The organism is Cyclobacterium sp. SYSU L10401 (assembly GCF_010993705.1).
In the GTDB taxonomy this organism is placed as follows: domain Bacteria; phylum Bacteroidota; class Bacteroidia; order Cytophagales; family Cyclobacteriaceae; genus Cyclobacterium.
Window position 1 is genome coordinate 511,879 of sequence record NZ_WOFO01000001.1, and the last position, 22,427, is coordinate 534,305.

The following is a 22,427-nucleotide window of genomic DNA, read 5'->3' on the forward strand; positions in this document are numbered from 1 at the left end:
TTGAATAATTGTATATACAAATAATAAAAAGCATCTATTTGTGACGTTCATTTACAAATTAAATCTGCTTGTCTCAAAAGATTAAACTATCTGGCATTGACTCGGTTTATTGGTTGTTTTTAATTTATAACTAAACCAATATTTATTATGGAATTCACATTGCTAAAAAAGAAAAATTTACTTCACTTGCTACTCGCAGTAGGTGTTTTATTTGTTGCGAGTTGTTCGGACGACGATCCTACGCCAAGCCCTCCTCAGGAAGAAAGTATCATTGACATTGCCTCCGGCAACGATCAATTTTCTACCCTGGTTGCAGCTATTCAAAGAGCAGACCTGGTAGATGACCTGAGTGCTGCAGGTCCATTTACTGTATTTGCACCTACCAATCAGGCTTTTACCGATGCAGGTATTACCAATGTTAACGATGTACCTGTCGAGGACCTGAGAGATATCCTGTTGTATCATGTAGTGAGCGGACGGGTTTTGTCCAATCAGGTAAGTACTGGTGAGGTGCCCACCTTGCTGGAAGGTCAAAATTTAAGTTTTACGGTTTCCGACGGGTCAATAACCATTAACGAGGATATTGGAGTTACTTCTGAAGATTTAAGTGCCTCAAACGGAGTGATTCATGTGATCGATGGGGTATTGATGCCGGAAGAGGAAAGCAATTCTATCGCAGATATTGTGATGGCTGATGATAATTTTTCCACCCTTTTGGCCGCCGTTTTGGAAGCTGACCTGGATGCTACTTTATTAGAGCAAGGACCATTCACTGTATTTGCCCCCACAAATGAAGCTTTTGAAGCATATTTGACTGATAATGGCTTGACCGCTGAAGATCTACTTGCCTCTCCAGATCTTGCCTCCATCTTAACTTATCATGTAGTAGACGGAGAGGTGCCTGAATCGGCAGTTGAGGTAGGTAGTGTTCCTAGTTTGAATGAAGCTCCATTTTATGTAAGTATTGATCCCGACGATAATGTTTGGATCAATGGCAATGCTCAGGTGGTCACCACAGATATAGAAGCTGATAATGGCATCATTCATGTGTTGGATTATGTCATCACACCTCCTACGCAGTCAATAGCAGAGATAGCTGTAGGATATACCAACGCAGAAACACCAGAGTTTACCCAGCTCGTTGGAGCGTTGTCAAGAGCGAATCTGGTTGATGCTGTGAGTGGAGGGGTTGATGACAACCTAACGGTTTTTGCTCCTACTGATGCCGCTTTTGAAGCTTTGTACGAAGTGCTCGAAGTAGACGGATATGAAGATATTCCATTAGAAACATTGACAAGTGTATTGACTTACCACGTTGTGCCAGCCCGGGCTTTTTCTCAGGATTTGAGAGAAGGTGCCATGCTACCCACCTTACTTGAGGGTGAAGAATTGACAGTAAATCTGGCTGATCTTCAAATCAATGAATCAGGTCTGGTACCTGATCTGTTAAATGTGCATGCAACAAACGGAGTGATACACGTAATTGACGAAGTACTGGTACCATAAATTTATATTGGGTTTTTTTAGAAAAAGCAGGTTCTTTCGGGAACCTGCTCTTTTTTTTATACGGGTCTATGGTTTGTTTTATCAGCCATTTTGATTTCTGGTGAGGTAAGATTTTTATTAATTGGCTTTAATCCTCAAACTTCGGTACCAAAAAGAAAGTAATAATTATCTTTACGGTCGCTTTGGGGATTTTTTGAATCCTTTCGACTCACCTGCTGGGATTTAATTTGTGGGTGAGGAGGCGAAGCTGTGTAAAAACGATAAAATCACTGGTATGATTTCAAGTAGACTTTTGAACCTGAATAAGCTTTTCTTAATAGGGATGATGGCTTTGCTTCCTTTTGGGTTAGCGGCGCAGTCATTAGGAGATATTTCATCCATAAAAGTGGATGATTTATCGGACCAGCAAATTCAGGTATTGATGAACAGGGCCACTGAGGCAGGCTTTTCAGAAGCCGAATTGCTACAAATGGCCCAACTCCGAGGGGTGCCGGATACCGAAATAGAAAAGCTAAAGGAACGCTTAGAGGGAATGGTTTTTGGTCTGCAAGGTGGACAGAAACCTTCCACTTCTGGCCCCAAGAGAAGTCCACGGCGGCAGATGGGTTTTAACGAAATTACCCAGGGCATTATACCGCAGGAGGAAAAATTGGAAGACGATAAATCAGCATCCGAGCCTATCTTTGGATTGGATTTTTTTTATAGTAAAGACAGAAGGCTTACTTTCGAGCCGAATTTAAATATGGCTACCCCCAGAAATTACATTTTGGGACCTGGGGATGAATTATATGTGGACGTTTATGGTCAGTCGGAGCAGTTTTATGAGGCATCGGTGACTCCGGAAGGCCAGGTGATTTTAGAAAACATAGGACCAATCAATGTCTCCGGGCTTTCTCTGGACGAAGCAACAGAGGTAATAAAGAATCGGCTTTCGGTTTTTTATACCGGATTGAGAGGAAGTCAGCCCAATACTTTTTTACAAGTTAATTTAGGAAATGTGAGGACCATTAAAGTTAATTTGGTGGGTGAGGTAAGGTTACCGGGCACATTCACTCTCAGTGCCTTCAGTACCGTTTTCAATGCCTTGTATGCGGCTGGAGGTCCCAATCGTAACGGAACAATGAGAAAAATCAAATTGATCCGACAAGACAAGGAAATAGCAGAAATTGATATTTATAATTTTCTTACAAAGGGTGAGCAGGGACTGAATGTTTCCCTTCAGGATCAGGATGTAATTTGGGTTCAACCTTATTTGGAAAGGGTCAAGGTAGAAGGAGCCGTCAAGCGGCCAAAAATTTTTGAAATCAAGCCTGGTGAATCTTTTGCAGACATACTCTCCTATGCCGGAGGTTTTACCGATGAAGCCTACAGGGAGCGGGTAAACGTCACCCGCATGACCGACAAAGAAAAGGCCGTGTCAGATATCTACAATGAACAGTTTTCCCTATTTCTGGCTAAAGGCGGAGATCAGTATAAAATTGGTGAAGTATTGGACAGGTATACCAACAGGGTGCAGGTGAAAGGATCGGTATACCGGCCGGGCAATTATGCCTTTCAGGAAGGGATGACACTTTCTGAGTTGATCAAAAAAGCCGAAGGCCTGAGCGGGGAGGCTTACAGAAAGCGAATAAATATAGTAAGAACCAACGATGACCTGACCACCCAGATGCTACAAATTGATTTGGGAGCCATAGAAGCGGGGCTTTCCCCTGATATACCTCTCAAAAGAGAAGATGTGGTTCAGGTTCCATCCATATATCAATTAAGTGAAGAGGTGTATGTCAAAGTATCAGGAGAGGTCTTGTATCCCGGAACCTATCCTTATTCCCAGGACATGACTTCAGAAGATCTTATTTTAATGGCAGGAGGCTTGAAGGAGGCAGCCTCAGTGGCGAATATTGAAATTGCCAGAAGGACTGCTGATCAGGAGGGAAGGGAATTTTCCCAAATTATTCCTGTACCTGTCAGGCAAGACCTGGAACTTTCAGAAAACCCCATTGGCTTACTACCTTTCGATCATTTGACGATCAGGAGAAAGACCAATTTTAGCCTGGAAAGGATGGCCAGTATTGAGGGTCAGGTAAATGCTCCCGGTACCTTTGCGATCAGGGATGCTGAAGAGCGGATTTCGGATTTGATTGAGAGGGCTGGGGGTCTCACAGCCTTTGCCTATCCTAGGGGCGCAACCCTCATTCGACGAACTGAATTTTATCAGACGGCATCTGAAGATATCAGGAAGGAAAGGAATCTACTGAATCTATTAGAAAGATTAAACCGGGAAAATGTAGCACCTACCGAATCTCAAAAACAAATGATCGACAGGATCAATGCTTATCTTTTTGGAGAAAAGGATTCTTCTCAAAACGACATGGAAGAAAGTGTCATCAACGCAAGAAGAACCCTGTTAAATGAAATATCCGCATCACGTGAAGAAGTAGATCCCATCAAAATCAAGGAAACGGAAGCCATCGCCATAGATTTGGAGGAAATAATAAAAAATCCAGATTCAAAATATGACCTTATCCTTGAAGAAGGAGATATTCTAAGTGTTCCGAGGCAACTACAAACAGTTCGGTTGAGGGGTGATGTAATCTATCCCACCACAGTCCGTCATGAAACTTCACGGGGATTGCCCTATTACATCAACAGGGCAGGGGGATTTGACAGCCGGGCAAAAAAAAGAAGGACCTATGTAGTTTATGCCAATGGAGAAGTGTCCAGGACCAAGAACTTCCTTCTATTCAATCTTTATCCTAAGGTAGAACCTGGTTCAGAAATCATCGTGCCCACCAAAGGCCCGAGAATTCCAATCCGGCCCGGGGATTTGGTGGGCTTAACTACAGGATTGGCCACCATAGCATTGGTTATCACGCAGATTTTAAACAATAGATGATGCAGGAGAATCGCCACATTTTAGATGATAAAATTACCTTCCGGGAACTCGTAGAAAGGCTGCGTCAGTGGTTGTTGGTATTCCTCAGGCACTCCAGAACCTTCATGGTTTTTATTCTCATTGGCCTGGTTTTGGGAATGCTGGTTTCTCTGATTAAAAAGCCCGTATACCATGCCGACACGACCTTTGTCCTGGAGCAGTCAGACATGGGAGGTCTGGGAAATATATCAGGTATTGCCTCCATGTTGGGCTTAAACCTGGGTTCCATAGGCTCTGAAAGCGGACTATTCAAGGGAGACAATATCATGGAGCTTTACCGCTCTGATGCCATGTTGTCCCAGACCTTGCTGGCACCTTTTGATACCACCACAGGGCGGCAATTATTGGTAGACAGGTTTATTGATTTTCATGAATTGGAGGACAAGTGGGAAAAGGATGTGGATTTTGAAGCCCTGGATTTTACCCTTAGCAGGGAAGAGTTTTCCATACAGCAGGACAGCGTATTGAAGGAAGTGGTAAAGTGGATCAGGAAAGAAAATCTGTTGGTGGATAAACCTGATCGTAAATTGAATATCATTAAGGTTACCATTGCTTCAAAAGACCAGTCATTTGCGAAGATTTTCAATGAAAACCTGGTGGTGACGGTAAATGATTTCTACCTGAGAACCAAGACAAAAAAGACGGCAGAAAATTTAAGGGTGCTACAAAATCAGGCAGACAGTGTCAGGACAGTCCTTGATGATAAGGTGAAACAGTTGGCCCAATTTCAGGATAAGGTACCCAACCCAAACCCCCTACTTCAGGAGGGAATGGTGGCCTCCAAACAACTTCAGATTGATATTCAGGCCGCAGCTGCCGTTTATGAAGAGGTGGTGAAAAACCTGGAAATTGCCAAAATTAACCACAGAAACAACGCACCTCTGATTCAGATCATTGACCATCCCCGTTACCCCCTTGAGCGGTCAGAAATAAAATTACTCACTGGAATGGCTCTGGGAGCGGTACTCTTTTTTATATTTGCAGTCATTTGGGTGTATTTTAAAACAATGTATTTCAGGCATTTAAGGCGTTAACCGGCTCTTTTTTCTATGCTTGAAAGAATCAAACAACTTTCTTTTTTTACTTTAATCAGACACAAGTCCATCAGGAATTTCTTTTTTCTATTCCTGATTCAGTCTTCCAATATCCTCATTTCCCTTTTGGCCATGCCGGTACTTATTCGTGCTATCGGTGTGGCCGAATTTGGTTTGGTCAACCTGTCCTTTTCTGTTATTCTACTTTTCAACGTGTTGGTGAGTTATGGATACAACCTAAGTGGTCCCAGAGACATTGCCCTGAGTGAGGGAAATGTTCCGGTTATGGGCGAGCGATTTTCAGAGATTTTTTGGAGTAAACTGGCGTTGGCGCTAACGGCCTTTTTGTCCATTGGAATCCTGGCATTCTTTTTCGGTTTTTTCGGAGATTACCGGATGATCTTATGGTGGTCCACCATTTTGTTGTTTGCTGAAGCCACTGCCCTCATTTGGTTTTTTCAGGGAAGAGAAAGCCTGCACTGGGTTTCTCTGGCCAATGTTTTTAGCAAGCTGGTTTATCTGGTTTTACTGATGGCGTACATCAATGGGCCTTCCGATAGTTATTTGGCTAATTTCCTACTGGGCTTAACTGCTTTGATAACCAATTTGGGTTTATTGGTATATATCCATATAGGGATGGGCGTTCAGGTGGTTGGACCGGATATTGCCCGTATTTGGAATTCCTGGAAGAAGAACATACTGCTCTTTTTTTCCAGCTTGACATCCCATATTGCTGTCAACGGTGGAGTGATCATTTTAAGTTTTTTTGCCTCTGCTCAAATCCTAGGGCTTTATGGGATGGCAGAGCGTATTGGCATGGTTTTGAGGATTGCGCCTACTTTGATTACCCAGGCTGCCTACCCCAGGGCTAGTGTCCTTTATTTTCAGGAACCACAAAAATTTTATTATTTTTTGAGAAAAGTCCAATGGTCTTCCTTGCTTCTTACCCTGCTTATCAGCCTGATAGTTTTTGCCCTCGCCCCCTTCATTATTGGGTTAATGGCGGGCAATGTTTTGGAAGAATCAGTTTTTTTTCTCAGAATCCTGGCTTTTTTACCCTTTTTTGCCGCCTTGAATATCAGCAATATGTTGATAATTCTGGTATTGGACCAAAAGAAAATTCTGTTTCATTCTACCTGGATTTTTTGTCTTTACATGTTATTGTCCGCTATTTTTCTTGCAAAGGTTTATGGGGGGACCGGCCTGGCCCTCGCCTTGCTTTCTACCGAACTGATGGCCTTTATCAGCACCTCCTTATTGCTTTACAGGCAACAGGCCCCAACCCTAATCAAATATTACCATGTCCTGCTCCACCGCCATCATCATTCTTAATTGGAACGGCTGGGAGTATACCCAGGCTTGCCTGCAGTCCTTACAGGATGAGGGGTTTCCGATGGAGGATGTTATCTTGGTTGATAATGGTTCTGACGACGGGTCTCCCAGTGCCGTCAAGAGCCATTTTCCGACTGTTCAGCTATGGATAAATAAACATAACCTGGGCTTTACTGGAGGAAATAATGTAGGCATTCGACAGGCTCTTCACCAGGGATATACCTATATCATGTTGCTGAACAACGATACGGAAATAGGGCCTGGTTTTTGGAAGCCGCTGTTGAAGGAAATGGAGGCGTCCAGGCAAACCGCAGCGATTCAGCCATTGATTTATTTTTTAAATGAAAAAACAGTATTATGGAACGCAGGCGGCAAATACCATTCCTGGCTGGGATTTTCACAAACCAACTTGAAACCAAAAAGTAAGGCGCCCTATCTCACCGATTGGATTACTGGATGTGCCATTTTGGTACGGGCATCGGTATTGAAGGAAATCGGACTTTTGGATGAAAGGTATTTCGCCTATTTCGAAGATGTGGATTGGTCGCTGCGCATGAGGAAAGCAGGATATTTGTTGAAAGTTCATCCGGAAGCGGTTATTTATCATGAGGCTGGTGCGGCCTCCAAAAGCAAAAACAAAGGGGAAGAAGGCTTTCTGAGTCCAAAGGTTCATTTTCTAAATGTCCGCAACCAGATCTTCCAGTTGCGCAAATACTGCAGGCATCCCAAATACTGGTTGTCCTGGCCGGTACATTTTCTGGTATTTGGTTTAATGGTGATTCATTTTACCCTCAAAAGTCGGAAGCTTAAGCGAAAAGCGGTATGGAAAGGAATTTTAGCAGGATTGAACACTTCGTTAGAGACTGAAGCATGATGGCCTATATTCTATTTTTATTCGTTTTGGTGTATGTATCCGTGCTGCTTTTTGTGACGATTAAGAAGATAGTGTTTGAGGGGGAGTGGGAATTTATCATTTTTTTCATGATTCTATTCCTTCCTTTTTATATCTCTATCCTGAGCATCGTTTACCAGGCTACCGGTTCTGAAATTGTGGTAGCCGTTTTCCAATATGTAAAAGAGCTGCTCCTATTGACAGCCGTGCTTGGATTCTTGTTTTACCAAAAGAATTTCTGGCTTTACCCATTCAGGTTAAATGTAGTGGATAAGCTATTCATGGCTTTTTTTGCTTTGGCCACTGTCTATTTGTTTCTTCCTCTTGGCGAAGCCACCTTTCTGAATAAACTGCTTTACCTCAAGAATACCCTGCTCATTGGGGCTTTTTATTTTCTTGGTAGAAACACGAACTTTGACTCCGGAAAAATTGATCAGGTATTCAGTTGGATCATGGTGATTGCCATTGCAGCCTTTTGCCTGAATGTAGTGGAAAAAGTCATTGGCATCCATTTTCAAAACCTGACCGGGTATGCCCTTTTTAATTTTGCCATCAATGGCATAGAGCCCTCCGGTAATTATGGCTTGTCCTGGACTTTTGAAACCCAGACCACGTCCATGCGTTTGGCTTCCTTCTTCTCAGATCCCCTGGAAATGGCCAGCTCCAGTTTGCTGGCCTTCACTACAGGGTTGATTTGGTACCTCAGCAGAAAAAGGGAAGAAAGTTGGTTTTATTTGGTCGTTATGGCAGCAGCATTGGGCAGTTTGTTTTTTTCAGCTTCCAGGGCTGCTTTCGGAGCCTTCTTCGTGATGTTGTTTTTCATTGCTTTGGTATTCAGGTTATACCGCTTGCTGGCATTGGGGGCGATCACCTTGCTCTTTTTCTTTGTTTATGTACTCTATTTTGCCTCGGATGACTTTTACTACTTTGTCTATGACACCCTCACCTTTCAGAATGCCTCCAGTGTAGGACATTTGGTGGAGTGGTTTCTGGCCCTGGATGCCATGATAGCCAATCCGGAAGGACTGGGATTGGCCATGAGTGGCAATACAGGGAGTGTGGAAGATGAAGTGAGGGTAGGCGGGGAAAATCAATTTTTAATCTATGGCGTGCAGCTGGGTGTATTGGGAATGATTTTGTATATCCTGGTATTGGGCGTAGGAATTTATAAAAGCCTGCTGGTATTCCGCCACAGCAAGGATACCAGTGTGGCCAGGGTAGCCTTCGTGGCAGCTACTACTAAGTTTGGTCTTTTACTGCCATTGTTTACGGCAAATGCCGAATTGTATGCCTATGTTTCCCTGACTACCTGGTGGATGATGGGCTATTCACTTACCGCCTATAATGGTCTTTTCAGAACCAATGCCAGCCAATCGGTACAATCGACCAGTTGATGAAGGGAAAGCGAAAAATTATTCTGGTAGACGTGTTTTTTTTACACCTGGCACAGACAGGTATAAAGACCTACATCGATAGCCTGCTGGACCAGATTGAATCCTATCAGGGAGATGAATTTCTCTTTATCGTTTACCCTTCCCGGGAAAAGTTACGGAAGCAGACATTTTTTAAAGGTCATACCGCCAAATGGAAAAACTGGTTGTTTCAGCTCAGGTATTTCTTTCATAAGCTGGTCTTTCTTCCGGCCATGAGTTATTGGAAGAAGGCAGATTTGGTTTTTTCTCCCGATTTTCTCTCTCCATTTTGGGGTAAGGGAAAAAGGGTATCAGTGGTCCACGATGCTTTCTTTTGGGAAAGTCCTGAACATTATCACCCCCTCTGGAGAAAGATTTACCTCTATTTATTGAGCCATAGCATTCAGCGGGGAACCCATATACTTACCGTGAGCCAATATGCCAAAAGCAAAATTGCGCATTATCTAAAAAGCAGGCATCCGATTAGCGCGATACCCACTGGGCTGGACCTGCTCCTTCGAAATAAACGCATCAGCGAGACTTCTCCCTTTGCCCAGCCTTATTTTCTGCATGTGGGAGTAATGGAAAAGAGAAAAAACCTCAGCACCCTGATCCAGGCATTTGCCATTTTTTCAGGGCAGGCAGATAGAGATTACCTGCTGGTATTGGTAGGGCAAAGGGCTCCACGGGCATCCCTGGATGATTATGACAAAATAAAAGAACTTGTTCAGGAATTGGAACTGGAGGAAAAGGTAGTTTTTCCAGGGTATGTATCGCAGGATGCCCTGGCTGGATATTACCATCATGCTTTGGCTTATACCTTTCCTTCCCGGAATGAAGGATTTGGCCTGCCGGTCTTAGAAGCATTTGCCTATGGGCTGCCGGTGATAATAGGCCCGCAGGGAGCCTTACAGGAAGTAGGCGGGGAGGCGGTCTGCTGCAGCAACTCCTTTCTTCCGGAGGATTTTGCCAAAGCCATGAGCCTGCTGGCCGGAGATGAAGAATTGCGGAAGAAGCTTGCTGCCTTGGGTAAGCAAAGATTGAATCAATTTTCCGGGGAAAAGTTTTTTCTATCTTTGCAGGAATATTTCAAAGGGCTTCTTCATGGGTAAATTTACCGGAAAGTTTATTTCCAGGATAACTGGCATGCATTTATCGGATCGTTTTGGGTCGGGATGGGATAGCCTATCTGTTTTTTCTGTAATGGTGAGAATGGGTATTTGGTGGCTAAGGGGTTTATGGATAAGGTGGCAGATGAAATCTTCCAGTGGCCTTCTTTTGATAGGAAAGGGTGTTAGTATTCGTCAGGCCAGGTATTTCAGCGTAGGTAAAAATTTTGTAGCCCAGGATCATTGTGAAATCAACTGTTTGTCACAGAAGGGGATTGTATTTGGAAATAAGGTCACCGTGGGAAGTTACGCAATCATTCGTCCCACAAACCTGTATGGTGGTGAGCCGGGAGTAGGACTGAAGGTGGGGAACCAGTCCAGTATAGGACCCTATGCCTATATTGGCTGTTCCGGATACATAGAAATTGGGAATAATGTCATGATGTCTCCCAGGGTAAGTATTTATGCCGAGAACCATGTTTTTGAGGATACGGGCAGGCCAATGATCGAACAGGGTGTGCACCGTTCCTTTGTCATCATAGAGGATGATTGCTGGATTGCCTCCCATGCCGTGATCCTTGCCGGAGTAACCGTAGGCAAAGGATCGGTGGTGGCTGCTGGAAGCATTGTGACAAGGGATGTGCCCCCATTTAGTGTGGTAGCTGGCAATCCGGCAAAAGTAATAAAAACAAGGTAATGTCCGAATCTATCAGCAACTGGAAGGAATGGGGTAAAAAAGACCCTTATTATGGGGTGCTCTCGGAGGAGAAGTACCGGATGGAACGCCTTTCGGAAGCGGGTTTGAAGGAGTTTTTTGAGTCTGGCGAAGCGTATGTGGAAGAAAGCAGGAAAAGGATCAGGGAATGGCTGGATACAGATATTGCGGAGGGCAATATCCTGGATTTTGGATGTGGGGTAGGAAGGCTGGCCATACCCTTTGCGAAATTAACCCAACAAGTGGTTTGGGGGCTGGATATTTCCGAAGATATCATCCTAAGGGCCAATGTTCACAAGGAATCCATGGGATGCGATAACCTGAAATTCAAAACCTACAATGGACGGGACCTGCCGGAGGATCTCCCCGCTTTTGACTTTGTCAATGCTTATATCGTGTTTCAGCATATAGAAGTCCGGAAGGGAATGAAGTTATTGCATCGATTATTGGAAACTACCCGGAAGGGTGGGATTTTACAGGTACAGGTAACTTTTGGTCATCAGCTACCCTGGAAGGCCTACGCCAACTTTTATATGCGCACCAAATTCAAGCCTTACAATTTTATTTATTCCAGTTTGAAGCACCGCAGGTTTTGTTCAGAACCAGTCATGCAAATGAACCATTATTCTCCCAAAAAATTATTTGAGCTTTTTTCAGCTTATTCCAATCAGGTGCATGTGGAATTCACGAATCACGGAGGCCATCTGGGTGCGATTTATGCCTTGAAAAAATCCGGAAGGGATTGATACTTCGTATATGAGCAAGCAAATGAAAAACATTAAGGTCTTGATGCTGCATGGCTCCTCAGATGTATATGGGGCCAGCAAAATATTTTTATTGACGGCAAGCGTTTTAAAGCAAAATGGCATTGGATTGGTGGTAGTTCTTTCGGAAGAAGGGCCATTGTCGCAGCAAATGCAGGAATTGGGTATCCGGGTGGAGTTTGTAAGATTGGGGGTAATCAGAAGAAAATATTTTAATGCTCCTGGTTTATTCAATCGCATAAAGGTAATGTATAATGCCTATAAGAAGCTGGCAAGCCTGGCAAAAAATGAAGGGGTTACCCACATTTATTCCAATACTGCTGCAGTATGGGTTGGTGCCCTTTTGGCAAGGAAGAGGAAATATACCCATATCTGGCACCTGCATGAAATCATTGGAAGGCCAGAATGGTTTTCTGCAATGATGGGTAAACTGGTCCAAAATGGATCGGATGAGGTTATTGCAGTCTCTGGGGCAGTTAAAGCGCACTGGGAGAAGTACATATCCGGTAATAAACTGCATTTGGTTTATAACGGGATTGATTATAATGCTTATCTTTACGAGACAAAAAATTTAAGGGAGGAGCTGGGTATTCCAAAAGAAGCGTGTGTGATAGGTATGGTGGGCAGGGTAAACAGTTGGAAAGGTCAGGAATACTTTTTGCAAATTTCCGAAGAATTAAACAAAAAGTTTTTAGATTTACATTTTCTTTTGGTTGGAGATGCATTTCCTGGTGAAGAATGCTTGTTTGACGGGTTAGAACAAAAGATATTGGAAAAGACATTTAAAGATAAAATTCATAATTTAGGTTTTAGACAAAACATTTCCCAGGTGTTGGCTACCATGGATATTTTTATACTTCCTTCGATATTACCAGATCCTTTTCCTACAGTAGTTTTGGAAGCGATGGCTGCTGCCAAGCCTGTTTTTGCTACGGCTCATGGTGGGGCTCTGGAGATGATTGAGGAGGGCAGGACAGGCTATCACATACCTTGGGATAATGCTTCAGCTGCTGCCGAAAAAGTAGAAAAGTTGATCGAAAATAAAAACCAAATTGAAAATATAGGGTTAAATGCCAGAAGGAGTGTTTTAGAAAACTTTTCATTACCGGCTTATGGTAATAAAATCATTAAAATTTTTTCTTGATAAGTAAATAAATACAGTATGTCAAAAAACAGTAAGCCGTTGCATGTGGCGATTGTAGGTACAAGGGGATATCCCTACGTTTATGGAGGCTATGAGACCTTTGTAAAAGAAATGGGTGAGCGGCTTGTACAAAGGGGCATTGAAGTTACCGTCTATTGTCATGCGCCATTGTTTGAGCAGAAACCCAAAAGGGTCAATGGAATAAACCTGGTGTATGTCCCCTGTGTGGAGACCAAGTCTTTGAGCCAATTGACCAATTCCCTGCTCTCTATGATTCACGTTTGTTTTTCCAAGGTGGATGTGGTATTTGTAGTGAACAGTGCGAATGGGCCATTCGGGATTCTCACGAAAATCTTTGGTAAGCCTTCTGCCATCAATGTAGATGGACTGGAATGGCTCCGTCCCAAATGGAAAGGTTTAGGTGCACGCTATTACCTCTTTGCCTCCAGGCTGGCAACCAAACTTTATGATCAGCTCATCACTGATTCGGATGAAATGGAAAAAATCTATCTGGAAAAGTTCAATGCGCCCTCAAAGATGATTGCTTATGGTGCTAATCCCAATATTTCTTCCGACAGCAGTCTGATAGAAACATGGGGTCTGCAGAAGGAATCTTATTTTTTGATAGTCGGCCGCCTGATCCCAGACAACAACGCAGATTTAATTGTGGATGGTTTTGTGAGGTCGAATTCCAGGAGAAAGCTTGTAATAGTAGGGGACGTGCCTTATCATGACAGGTTTGCTCAAAAAATGAAAAGCATTCCTGATAAACGGTTGGTATTTACAGGTTATGTCAGAGACCAGGAGCAATTGGCCGCCTTGTACCATAACTGTTATGCTTATTTCCATGGGCACGAATATGGGGGCACCAATCCGGCCATGTTGAAGGCATTGGGATTTGGCTGTGCCATTTTGGCCATGGATACCAGGTTCAATCAGGAAATGCTCCAGAAAGGCAAATTCGGCTGGTATTTTGATAAAAAAGCTGATGCGGTCGTGGAAATTATCGATAAGGCCGAGGAGTCCCCTGAAAAGATGGAATACCTCAGGAGTCATTCCAGAGAAGGATTGACTCAAAAATACAATTGGGATGCGGTTACAGACGAATATGAAACTTTATTCAAAGCGCTTTGTAAACGGAAAATAAAAGAGAATTTGGTAGAAATTAATTACTAATCCAAAACCCGGTTAACCCGGGTTTTTTTTTGATCCAAGGGTGTGAAATACGAAAGATTTGTTCAACCCGAAGATTTTCTCAAAGTAAATGTGTGACTGAGGAAACAACTTTTTCATTTCGCTTAACGACAGTAACCGGATTTCCTCCAAATAGCCCTTGGCAAATTCCGGATCCCACTTTTGCATGCGGCTGAGTTTGGTTTTGGTCAAGATCAAAAATGCGATTGAGCTGGGGAAAAACTGAAATAAAGGTAAAGCGTAATGGGGCTCCAGTAAGAAATATTTATTTGGTGTTTGCACAAAATGGTTTTTGCCTACCCGCCTTATTTCACTGGCCATTTTTTTCTGATTTTCATAGGTATACAGATGTTCTATCACAGAATTCGAAAATACCAGGTCAAAGGAATTGTCTTCAAATTGTGATAAATCTGTAGCATTTCCAGATAGGCTGGAAATATTTTTCAACCTTGTTTTTTCTTTTTCAAGGTTTAACAGCGTAATGCTGACCCTTTCCGGTAAGATGAAATTATGGTTGATCCAAAAATTCTCCGTGCCGCCCACATCCAGAATTTTAATTTTTTCCTGACCTTCAAAGGTTTCCAAAAACTTCTCCTCAAAAAACCTGAAACGCCTTAACCTGAATTTACCTCCAATGGAGCGGGGTTCGTCAGAAGGTGCGAAAAGTGTCTTTATTTTTTTTTTCATTTCAATGAATTACTCCCTAAAATTAACCTTAAGGATTGGATTCCAATGGTCATTTTCAAGCATTTTTGCAGGGAAGTGTGGCTGAATGGCTATAAATTTATAATTTTGGGCCAAAGTTGATTACTTTGACCCGGATATCAAAAATTTGACAGCACATAATTCTAAAATCAAAGCTTTTAATGAGGAGAAATCATGCTACATATTGCCAACCAAAAATAAGCACCAAGGGAGCTGTCTCTTTATTTTTTTGATACATGGCAAAGCGTTTTTATAGGTATTTCCCCTGGTTATTCATTTTTATGGAGCTCCTTGTCCTGTACGGTGGGCTTGCTTTACTGATTATGCTGTCAGGAAAGTATCCATTAGATGCTTCTTCCCTGACTATAGAGGCCGGGTTGCTGGGTGTAATTTGGGTTTTGCTGGTACTTTTCAGGAAGGATTACAAGCTCGCCCGAACCTCCACCTACTCCGACACCCTGAAGCAATTCTTGAGTTCTTTCCTATGGGTGATTTTAATTTTCTTTCTTTTAAGGGAACAATTGGTTGGAAGTTATGGCGAGGAAATCAGTTTCTATATTTACGTTCTGGCCCTTTCATTTCTAGCCTTTTTCAGGGTTGGGGTTCATCTTTCACTGAGGCGATACCGAATGAGCGGAAGGAATTACCGGAAAGCAGTGATCGTAGGTAAGGATGATTGGAGCACAAGGTTGGCCCAGACTTTAAAGGAGAACAAAGCACTTGGGATTAAATTTTTGGGCTATTATGAAAACAATTCCAGGGGAGAGGACACTTTAGGTAATATTCATTCTTTTTTCAGGCAGGTCCGCCAGGGCACCATAGATCTGGTATACCTGAGCCAGGATATTCCAGCGGATCTGGTAAGGAAAATTGTTGATCATGCAGACGAAAACCACATCAAGGTTAAGATTATTCCCGGGTCCCAGCTCCAATGGGACAAAGCCTTGAGTTTTAGTAGATATGGGAGCTTTGTAGTAGTAAATCTCAACGAGATCCCCTTGGATAGATGGGGGAATAGATTGTTTAAACGAGTATTTGACATTTGTTTTGCCTTATTCGTGTTGGTTTTCCTGATGAGCTGGTTAAGTCCCCTACTGGCACTGTTGATTAAATTGGAGTCTAAAGGGCCCGTTTTCTTTTTTCAAAAAAGAACCGGAGCCAACAATCAGGAGTTTCAATGCATCAAATTCAGGACCATGCTGAATAATCCCTGGGCAGATACCAGGCAGGCGGTAAAGAATGATCCAAGGGTGACCAGGACAGGCGCTTTTTTACGGAGGTTTTCATTGGATGAATTGCCCCAGTTTATCAATGTGTTGAAAGGAGAGATGTCTGTAGTTGGGCCCCGGCCCCATACGGTGCCAATGAATCAGCTGTTTAAAAAACAAATCTACAAATACGATAACCGGCACCGGATCAAGCCAGGAATTACAGGGCTGGCTCAAGTGCTGGGCTTTCGGGGGGAAATCTCCCACCACTGGCAAATACGTTCACGGGTAAGGTTAGATTATTTTTATATCAGAAACTGGTCCTTTTTTTTAGATCTGACCATTGTATATAAAACCATGGGTGAATTGATTGCCCGGAGAGAAGAGGTATATTGATGGGGCATTTTAAATGTTTGATTTGTTACCATGAAAACCATGGACCTGTTTATCAGGTAAAGGAAATGATGTTTGGAATGGGAGAACAGTTTCCCTATGTCCAATGTAATGACTGCGGAACCATCCAGCAGCTTGATCCTCCTGAGGACCTGTCTTCCTATTACCCCGATGCGTATTATTCCTTCTCTGGTTTGTCCTTATCGAGTTTGCAGGTACGCTGGATGAAGCGACTCAGGTTTTGGCTTTACCTGAAATCAGGTTTATCCCTATTTAAACCCATCTATGGTGATTGGCTTGAAAGACTGAATGCCCGCAAAAGTGATAGCATCGCAGATATTGGGTGTGGAAATGGCCAGTTGTTGTATGAAATGTATGCCACAGGGTACCGCCATTTATCAGGATTTGATCCATTTATCAAGGATACGGTTCAGATTAGCAGCGCTTTTGCCATCTATAAAAAGGGGCTTTTTGAGATCCGGGAAACCTTTGATGTGATCATGCTGCACCATGCATTTGAACACATGAAGGAGCCGGATGCTGCCTTTGAAAAAATTGCCGGTTTATTGAATCCCTCGGGGCGGCTTTTGATCCGGGTTCCGGTTGCTGATGGAGAGGCCTGGTCACTTTTCAGGGAAAATTGGGTGCAACTGGATGCTCCAAGGCATTATTTCATTCCAAGCCTGTCTGCCATGGAGATATTGGCCAAACGCCATGGACTGGAGCTTTTTCATGTTGCCTTTGATAGCACTGCCTTTCAGTTTTGGGGGAGTAAAAAATACCAGGAAGGGCAATCTCTCCATGGTAAAATGGATCAATATAAATCTGCTGCGGTAGACACCTGGGGACTTGAAAGCAAAGCAAAAAGGCTCAATGCAACATCCAAAGGAGATCAGGCAGCCTTTTATTTTCGCAAATCTGAGGGCAACAAAGCGCAACCATCAGGACTTAGATCTTAAACAGGGCCTCAAAGAAATTCATGTTTTCGCCTTCTTCTTTCATGACCAGCATGGGGATTTCATGGTTGCTATTTACCAGTTTTTCGGCCACACTGCCGAGTAAAAGGGCAGCTGATTTTGTTCTTCCCCGGCTGCCAATGATCAGCAGATCTGATTGATTTAACTTTGCCTGCTTCATGATATTGTCTGCTTCATCTTTCTTCTGCTTTAGGATGAACGTGCAGGGTAGTTCAGGAAACTTGTTCTTACCAAGAAATTTTGAGTAGTCCTCCTTTGCGTTTTCTAACATGATACCACTAAATTCATCAAAGGACTTTCCGGTTTTGCTATAGCCTTTTGGTACTTCATAAAGGTGGCAGCATTGAATGATTGCACCGGTTATCTCTGCGATTTCTCTTGCCAAAAGAATGCTTACCCTGGAATGATCGGAGAAATCAATCGGGAGAAAAATGTTTTTTATTTTCAGCGGCTGCTCATTTTCAGGTAATAAAAGTACCGGATGGGGATATTTTTGGGTCAGGTTATTTACCAGCGAATCCGAAAGGGATTTGATTTTTTTTCTACCAAGTACCAGTAAGTCAATGTCTTTTATTTTGCTCCATCGCAGCATGGTTTCCTGAGCATTGCCTTCCTTTACAAGGATTTCGAAGGGTATGTCCAGGGCCGGCTTTACCTTTTCTATTTCATGTTCAATTTCAGTTTTTATGGTTTCATCTATAGGGGCAATTAAATCAGGATAGGTTTTTGATACTGATTCTGGTAAAATGAGATTCTTGGAAACGTGGACAAAATATGCTTTTTCAATACCCAAAATTCCGGACAGCGATTTTATTTGGGCGATCAATACCTCATCCAGGGGAGATAAGTCCAGTCCCACCATTACTATTTTGAATTGATTCATCGATATATACCTTTTTTCTGGTGCGTGATTAAATTGTAAATATGGATTAAAATGATGAATTTAAACTTTTGGCAGCTTCTTTTAAAGTTTTTTTTAAAAAACTATTAGGTAGGGAAGCTTCCTGTTGATTTCAAAATGAAAGGTTGTAGGAAACGATGAAGTGAAATGCCTAAAAAAATGGGGAAATATTTTATTGCTTTGGTTCCGGAGGAACCCTTAAGGCAGGAAATTTCCCACCTGAAACACCTTCTAAAAGAAGAGTTTGGTGTTAAGTATGCGCTTAAATCTCCTCCTCACATCACCTTAAAAATGCCTTTCGTATACAACGAAAATAAAGAATCGGTATTGGAAGCTAAACTGGAGTCTTTTTTTCTGGAGGAAAGTGGTTTTGATTTATCCCTTTCTGGTATAGGGAATTTTGGAAACAGGGTGGTCTATCTTAGGGTGAAATATCCCCCAGACTTGCCGGCCTTGCAGCAGCGGCTGGTTAGGTATGGGAAAAGAACTCTTGGACAGCATATTGAGTTGAGTGATTTGAATTACCATCCCCATCTTACCCTGGCTTTTAAAGACATCAAAAAAGATCACTTTGATAGGCTAATTGATTTCCTGAAATCAAAAGTCTCCAGGTACCACATGGCAGTAGAAACCGTTTCATTATTAAAAAAAACTGACTCGCATTGGATAATAAAGAATAATTTTAATTTACTTAAATAACTTTTCTAATTAAATAACTTCATAAGGTTTTAGCCCATAGGCGAATAAAGGGTGTGTTAGCTTTTTTTTAATAAAACATTATTTTTTTTAAAATTAATAATATCTTGATTTTATCAATTCTTCTTTTATAAAATTTTGTTTTTAGTAGATATTAGAAATTATTATATCCCGATAAATCATTGAATCACTAAGTAAAAAACAGAAACATAAAATATAATTTTGTTTAATTTAGTTTTTGCAGTATTTAGATTTTGCCGGGATATTGGCCATAGCTTTCCTGTTATACTAAAAATGACAATTAAAAATAAAAAAAATAATAATAGTAATATGATATAATGAAAAATGAATGTTTTATAAAAATTATTCAATTAATTTCTCTTCTGTCGAAACACTTGATTTTTTATTTGGAGTAAAACACAAAATGTTTTACACTATCCTTTGCACTATCTATTTATGATTATTTTGTTTTATAAATAAATTGATGGAATTTTGCATTATAAATATTGTTAAAAACCTTAATCTATTTACTAAAATGAAACGAGTTTTACTAAGCTTGGCATGCACCATGCTGGCGGTAATCTCTGTGCTCGCGCAAAGCAGGACTGTGACCGGGACGGTCACTTCTGAAGACGAGCCTCAAGGGATACCCGGTGTGAATGTAAGCGTAAAAGGAACCATGGCAGGGACCATCACAGATATTGATGGGACTTACTCACTAACCGTTCCTGAAGGATCAGATGTGCTGGTGTATAGTTTTGTTGGGTTTAATACCCAGGAAATAAGCATTGGCAATCAAAGTCAGATTGATATACTCCTAACTCCCGATGTAAAAACCCTGGGAGAAGTATTGGTAGTAGGGTATGGAACCCAATCTTCCAGGTTGTCTGTTCAAAGCATTTCTTCCCTGGATAATTCCCAAATTGAGGGCATGCCGATATTTACCGCACAGGAGGCATTGCAAGGCCAGGCTGCAGGAGTTCAGTTGACTGGAACTTCCGGAGTTGGCGGTGCACAACAGAACATCAGGATTCGAGGAGTGGCATCATTGACTGCGGGAGGGTCGCCGCTTTTTGTCGTAGATGGCGTGCCACTGAATGATGGTAGCAGTTCTGATTATTCCAATACCTCCGGCGCTATTGCCCTTAACCCCTTAATGGAACTGAATCCGAATGAGATAGAGTCTATTTCTGTACTGAAGGACGCTTCCGCAGTAGCCATTTATGGCTCAAGGGGTGCCAATGGGGTGATTCTGATTGAAACCAAAAAGGGAAAGAGCGGACAATCCAGAATTAATGTGGATTACTATCAGGGTGTTCAAACTCCAACTACTGTCCGCCCTTACATGTCGCTTCAACAATACAATCAATACCGTTCATTGAGAACGGATACACCTGCAAGTGATTTTCCTCAGCAGGGGTTTGATTGGCCTGATGCGGTCATTCAGCAAGGATCTATATCCAATTTAAACCTGAGTGCTTCCGGTGGGAGTGAAAGTACCACCTATTTTATTTCCGGTACCTATTTCAACCAGGATACTTATGCCATGGGAAATGAACTGGACAGGTTTAATGGACGGCTGAACATGACTCATAAGTTTTCTGACAAGGCCAGGTTTGGTGCGAATATTGGTTTGGCCAAGACGTATAACGACAGGATCTATTCCGACAACAGTACTTATGCGCCCCTGACCTCTGCCTTCCTTCATTTGCCCTATACCAGGCCTTATGACGACAATGGTAACTATTCCCGTCTCGGTTTTATCCCAAATCTATTGGCCATAGAAGACCTGGCCATTACCGATTACATCACCAGAAGGACTACTGCCAATACTTTTTTTGAGTTGGATATCCTGCCTGATCTGACTTTCAAAACGGATTGGGGAATAGATCAGATCCAGACAGAAGAGACTTTCAGGTTTCCTGATATCGTAGAACCTACAGGTAGCGGATATAAGAGAATCATACAGGATTACAAATGGTTGTCTACCAATACCTTGAATTATGAGAAGTATTTCGGTCCACATTATGTAGCCGGTTTGCTGGGGTATTCTTATGAGCAGGCAGATTTTGCCAGCATGACTGTTGAAGGGTCCGGGTTTGTGAGTGATCGGCTGCCCAACGTGGCCTCTGCAGCAACGCCCACCATTACAAGTTCAACAGGCACCAATTGGAGATTGGCCTCCTATTTTGCCAGGGTCAATTACCGCTATGATGATAAATTCTTGTTTGAAGGTAGTGCCAGGAGAGACGGTTCTTCCCGATTTGGTGCAGATAATCGTTATGGTAACTTTTGGGCACTCTCTGCAGGTTGGATCATTTCAGAGGAAGAATTTTTAAAAAACAATAGTTTTCTGGATTATCTGAAATTGAATACCAGTTACGGTACCTCCGGAAATGACAGGATCAGTAACTTTGAGTCATTAGGACTTTATCAGGCAGGTACCCTTGGAGATTATGCGGGAAGCCCTGGAATTTACCCAAGTCAACCCGCCAACCCTTTGCTTGGATGGGAAGAATCAGCTCAATTTGATGTAACATTAAATGCTGCGCTGTTTAATAGCCGTCTGGAAATAGAAACCTCTTTCTGGAACAAGGATACCGAAGGCTTATTGCTGGATGTACCCATTCCTTACACGACCGGTTACGCCAGTCTGACCCAAAATGCAGGTACGATGAGGAATAGAGGGGTTGATTTAATGATCAAGTCAGTGAATGTGCAGACGCCTTCCTTTGAATGGAGTACTACATTGAATGTTGGCTTTCTGAAAAATGAAGTGCTGGAATTGCCCGGGGCATCTGAAGACAATGAAGGCAGAAGGTTTGTGGAAGGTTCTGCCAGCCAAAGAGCCATTGAAGGGCATCCGGTAAATACTTTCTACCTGGTAAGGTATAATGGTATCAACCCTGAAACGGGAGAAGCGGAATGGTTGAACAAGGATGGTGAACCTACCAATACCTACAGTGCCAATGACCGGGTGATTGTCGGATCAGCTATCCCCAGGGTTTCCGGTGGAATTACCAATACCTTTTCTTATAAAGGTTTGCAGCTTTCCGCATTGATTACCTTTGTGGAAGGAAACCACATCATGTATGATGACTTGCGGTTTTTGTACAATCCCAATAACCTGAACAGCTTTAACCTGGATCCGCAGTTGCTGAATTACTGGACCGAGGACAATAGGAATAGCTTCGCTCCCAGGTTAAATGGAGATACCCAGTCCAATTTCGGTCAACGGTCAACACTTCACCTCCGTAAGGGAGACCATATCCGCTTAAGGAATCTTTCCCTTACCTATAACATTCCTTCCACTGTATTGGAAAACACGAAGATAATTCGGACTGCGAGGGTTTACGGGATGTTGCAAAATTTCCTGACCATTTCAAACCTGGAGGACGGTCTTGAGCCTGAAGTCAATGATGGTGGAGACAATAACCAGCGGCAGGGTGAATCTTTCTTTACTCCGGCACAGGCTAAATCTTTTACCCTGGGTGTTTCATTAGGATTCTAAAA

General features: G+C 42.5%; 17 protein-coding genes. 15 read left to right on the plus strand and 2 right to left on the minus strand.

All coding sequences use genetic code 11. From position 1 onward, the window contains the following. Nucleotides 1–147: 147 nt before the first annotated feature. The 11 genes from GL182_RS02115 to GL182_RS02165 all read left to right on the plus strand — a co-directional run bounded on the left by GL182_RS02115 (nucleotide 148) and on the right by GL182_RS02165 (nucleotide 14,016). Complete coding sequence (locus GL182_RS02115; protein ID WP_163377905.1) at nucleotides 148–1,506, plus strand: fasciclin domain-containing protein; 1,359 nt, start codon at nucleotides 148–150, stop codon at nucleotides 1,504–1,506. Nucleotides 1,507–1,780: 274 nt separating this feature from the next. Continuing rightward, entirely contained in the window at nucleotides 1,781–4,399 is a 2,619-nt protein-coding gene (locus tag GL182_RS02120; protein ID WP_163377906.1) for an SLBB domain-containing protein, read from the plus strand. Further along, entirely contained in the window at nucleotides 4,396–5,472 is a 1,077-nt protein-coding gene (locus tag GL182_RS02125; RefSeq protein ID WP_317167772.1) for an exopolysaccharide biosynthesis protein, read from the plus strand. The genes GL182_RS02120 and GL182_RS02125 overlap by 4 nt, the downstream gene beginning before the upstream one ends. Nucleotides 5,473–5,487: 15 nt before the next feature. Beyond that, entirely contained in the window at nucleotides 5,488–6,804 is a 1,317-nt protein-coding gene (locus GL182_RS02130) for an oligosaccharide flippase family protein (protein WP_163377907.1), read from the plus strand. Then, nucleotides 6,773–7,678 (plus strand): glycosyltransferase family 2 protein, encoded by a 906-nt coding sequence (locus GL182_RS02135; RefSeq protein ID WP_163377908.1) that lies wholly within the window; start codon nucleotides 6,773–6,775, stop codon nucleotides 7,676–7,678. The genes GL182_RS02130 and GL182_RS02135 overlap by 32 nt, the downstream gene beginning before the upstream one ends. Continuing rightward, complete coding sequence (locus GL182_RS02140; RefSeq protein ID WP_317167773.1) at nucleotides 7,675–9,090, plus strand: O-antigen ligase domain-containing protein; 1,416 nt, start codon at nucleotides 7,675–7,677, stop codon at nucleotides 9,088–9,090. Before GL182_RS02135 ends, GL182_RS02140 begins: the two co-directional genes overlap by 4 nt. Beyond that, nucleotides 9,090–10,220 (plus strand): glycosyltransferase family 4 protein, encoded by a 1,131-nt coding sequence (locus tag GL182_RS02145; protein ID WP_240469513.1) that lies wholly within the window; start codon nucleotides 9,090–9,092, stop codon nucleotides 10,218–10,220. The genes GL182_RS02140 and GL182_RS02145 overlap by 1 nt, the downstream gene beginning before the upstream one ends. Next, entirely contained in the window at nucleotides 10,213–10,914 is a 702-nt protein-coding gene (locus tag GL182_RS02150; protein ID WP_163377910.1) for an acyltransferase, read from the plus strand. The genes GL182_RS02145 and GL182_RS02150 overlap by 8 nt, the downstream gene beginning before the upstream one ends. Continuing rightward, nucleotides 10,914–11,678 (plus strand): class I SAM-dependent methyltransferase, encoded by a 765-nt coding sequence (locus GL182_RS02155; protein WP_163377911.1) that lies wholly within the window; start codon nucleotides 10,914–10,916, stop codon nucleotides 11,676–11,678. Before GL182_RS02150 ends, GL182_RS02155 begins: the two co-directional genes overlap by 1 nt. A 22-nt stretch (nucleotides 11,679–11,700) precedes the next feature. Next, a complete protein-coding gene (locus tag GL182_RS02160) occupies nucleotides 11,701–12,840 on the plus strand; it encodes a glycosyltransferase family 4 protein (RefSeq protein ID WP_240469515.1) in 1,140 nt (379 codons plus the stop codon). A gap of 18 nt (nucleotides 12,841–12,858) precedes the next feature. Beyond that, on the plus strand, nucleotides 12,859–14,016 hold the full coding sequence (locus GL182_RS02165) for a DUF1972 domain-containing protein (protein WP_163377913.1): 1,158 nt from the start codon (nucleotides 12,859–12,861) through the stop codon (nucleotides 14,014–14,016). Nucleotides 14,017–14,028: 12 nt separating this feature from the next. Here GL182_RS02165 and GL182_RS02170 read toward each other — a convergent pair whose 3' ends face one another. Continuing rightward, nucleotides 14,029–14,721 carry a class I SAM-dependent methyltransferase gene (locus GL182_RS02170; RefSeq protein ID WP_163377914.1) on the minus strand — a complete coding sequence of 231 codons (693 nt, stop codon included), beginning with the start codon at nucleotides 14,719–14,721 and terminating at the stop codon, nucleotides 14,029–14,031. A gap of 254 nt (nucleotides 14,722–14,975) precedes the next feature. Between GL182_RS02170 and GL182_RS02175 the strand changes: the two genes are divergently transcribed. Beyond that, complete coding sequence (locus tag GL182_RS02175; RefSeq protein WP_163377915.1) at nucleotides 14,976–16,343, plus strand: exopolysaccharide biosynthesis polyprenyl glycosylphosphotransferase; 1,368 nt, start codon at nucleotides 14,976–14,978, stop codon at nucleotides 16,341–16,343. Between the two features lie 17 nt (nucleotides 16,344–16,360). Next, nucleotides 16,361–17,299, plus strand: a complete 939-nt coding sequence (locus tag GL182_RS02180) for a class I SAM-dependent methyltransferase (RefSeq protein ID WP_163377916.1) — start codon at nucleotides 16,361–16,363, stop codon at nucleotides 17,297–17,299. Here GL182_RS02180 and GL182_RS02185 read toward each other — a convergent pair. Beyond that, on the minus strand, nucleotides 17,289–18,200 hold the full coding sequence (locus GL182_RS02185) for a universal stress protein (protein WP_163377917.1): 912 nt from the start codon (nucleotides 18,198–18,200) through the stop codon (nucleotides 17,289–17,291). The genes GL182_RS02180 and GL182_RS02185 overlap by 11 nt on opposite strands. A 165-nt stretch (nucleotides 18,201–18,365) precedes the next feature. Between GL182_RS02185 and GL182_RS02190 the strand changes: the two genes are divergently transcribed. Both GL182_RS02190 and GL182_RS02195 read left to right on the plus strand, forming a co-directional pair. Continuing rightward, nucleotides 18,366–18,917, plus strand: a complete 552-nt coding sequence (locus GL182_RS02190) for a 2'-5' RNA ligase family protein (RefSeq protein WP_163377918.1) — start codon at nucleotides 18,366–18,368, stop codon at nucleotides 18,915–18,917. A 532-nt stretch (nucleotides 18,918–19,449) separates the two neighbouring features. Beyond that, complete coding sequence (locus GL182_RS02195; protein WP_240469517.1) at nucleotides 19,450–22,425, plus strand: SusC/RagA family TonB-linked outer membrane protein; 2,976 nt, start codon at nucleotides 19,450–19,452, stop codon at nucleotides 22,423–22,425. The last annotated feature ends 2 nt before the right edge of the window (nucleotides 22,426–22,427 follow it).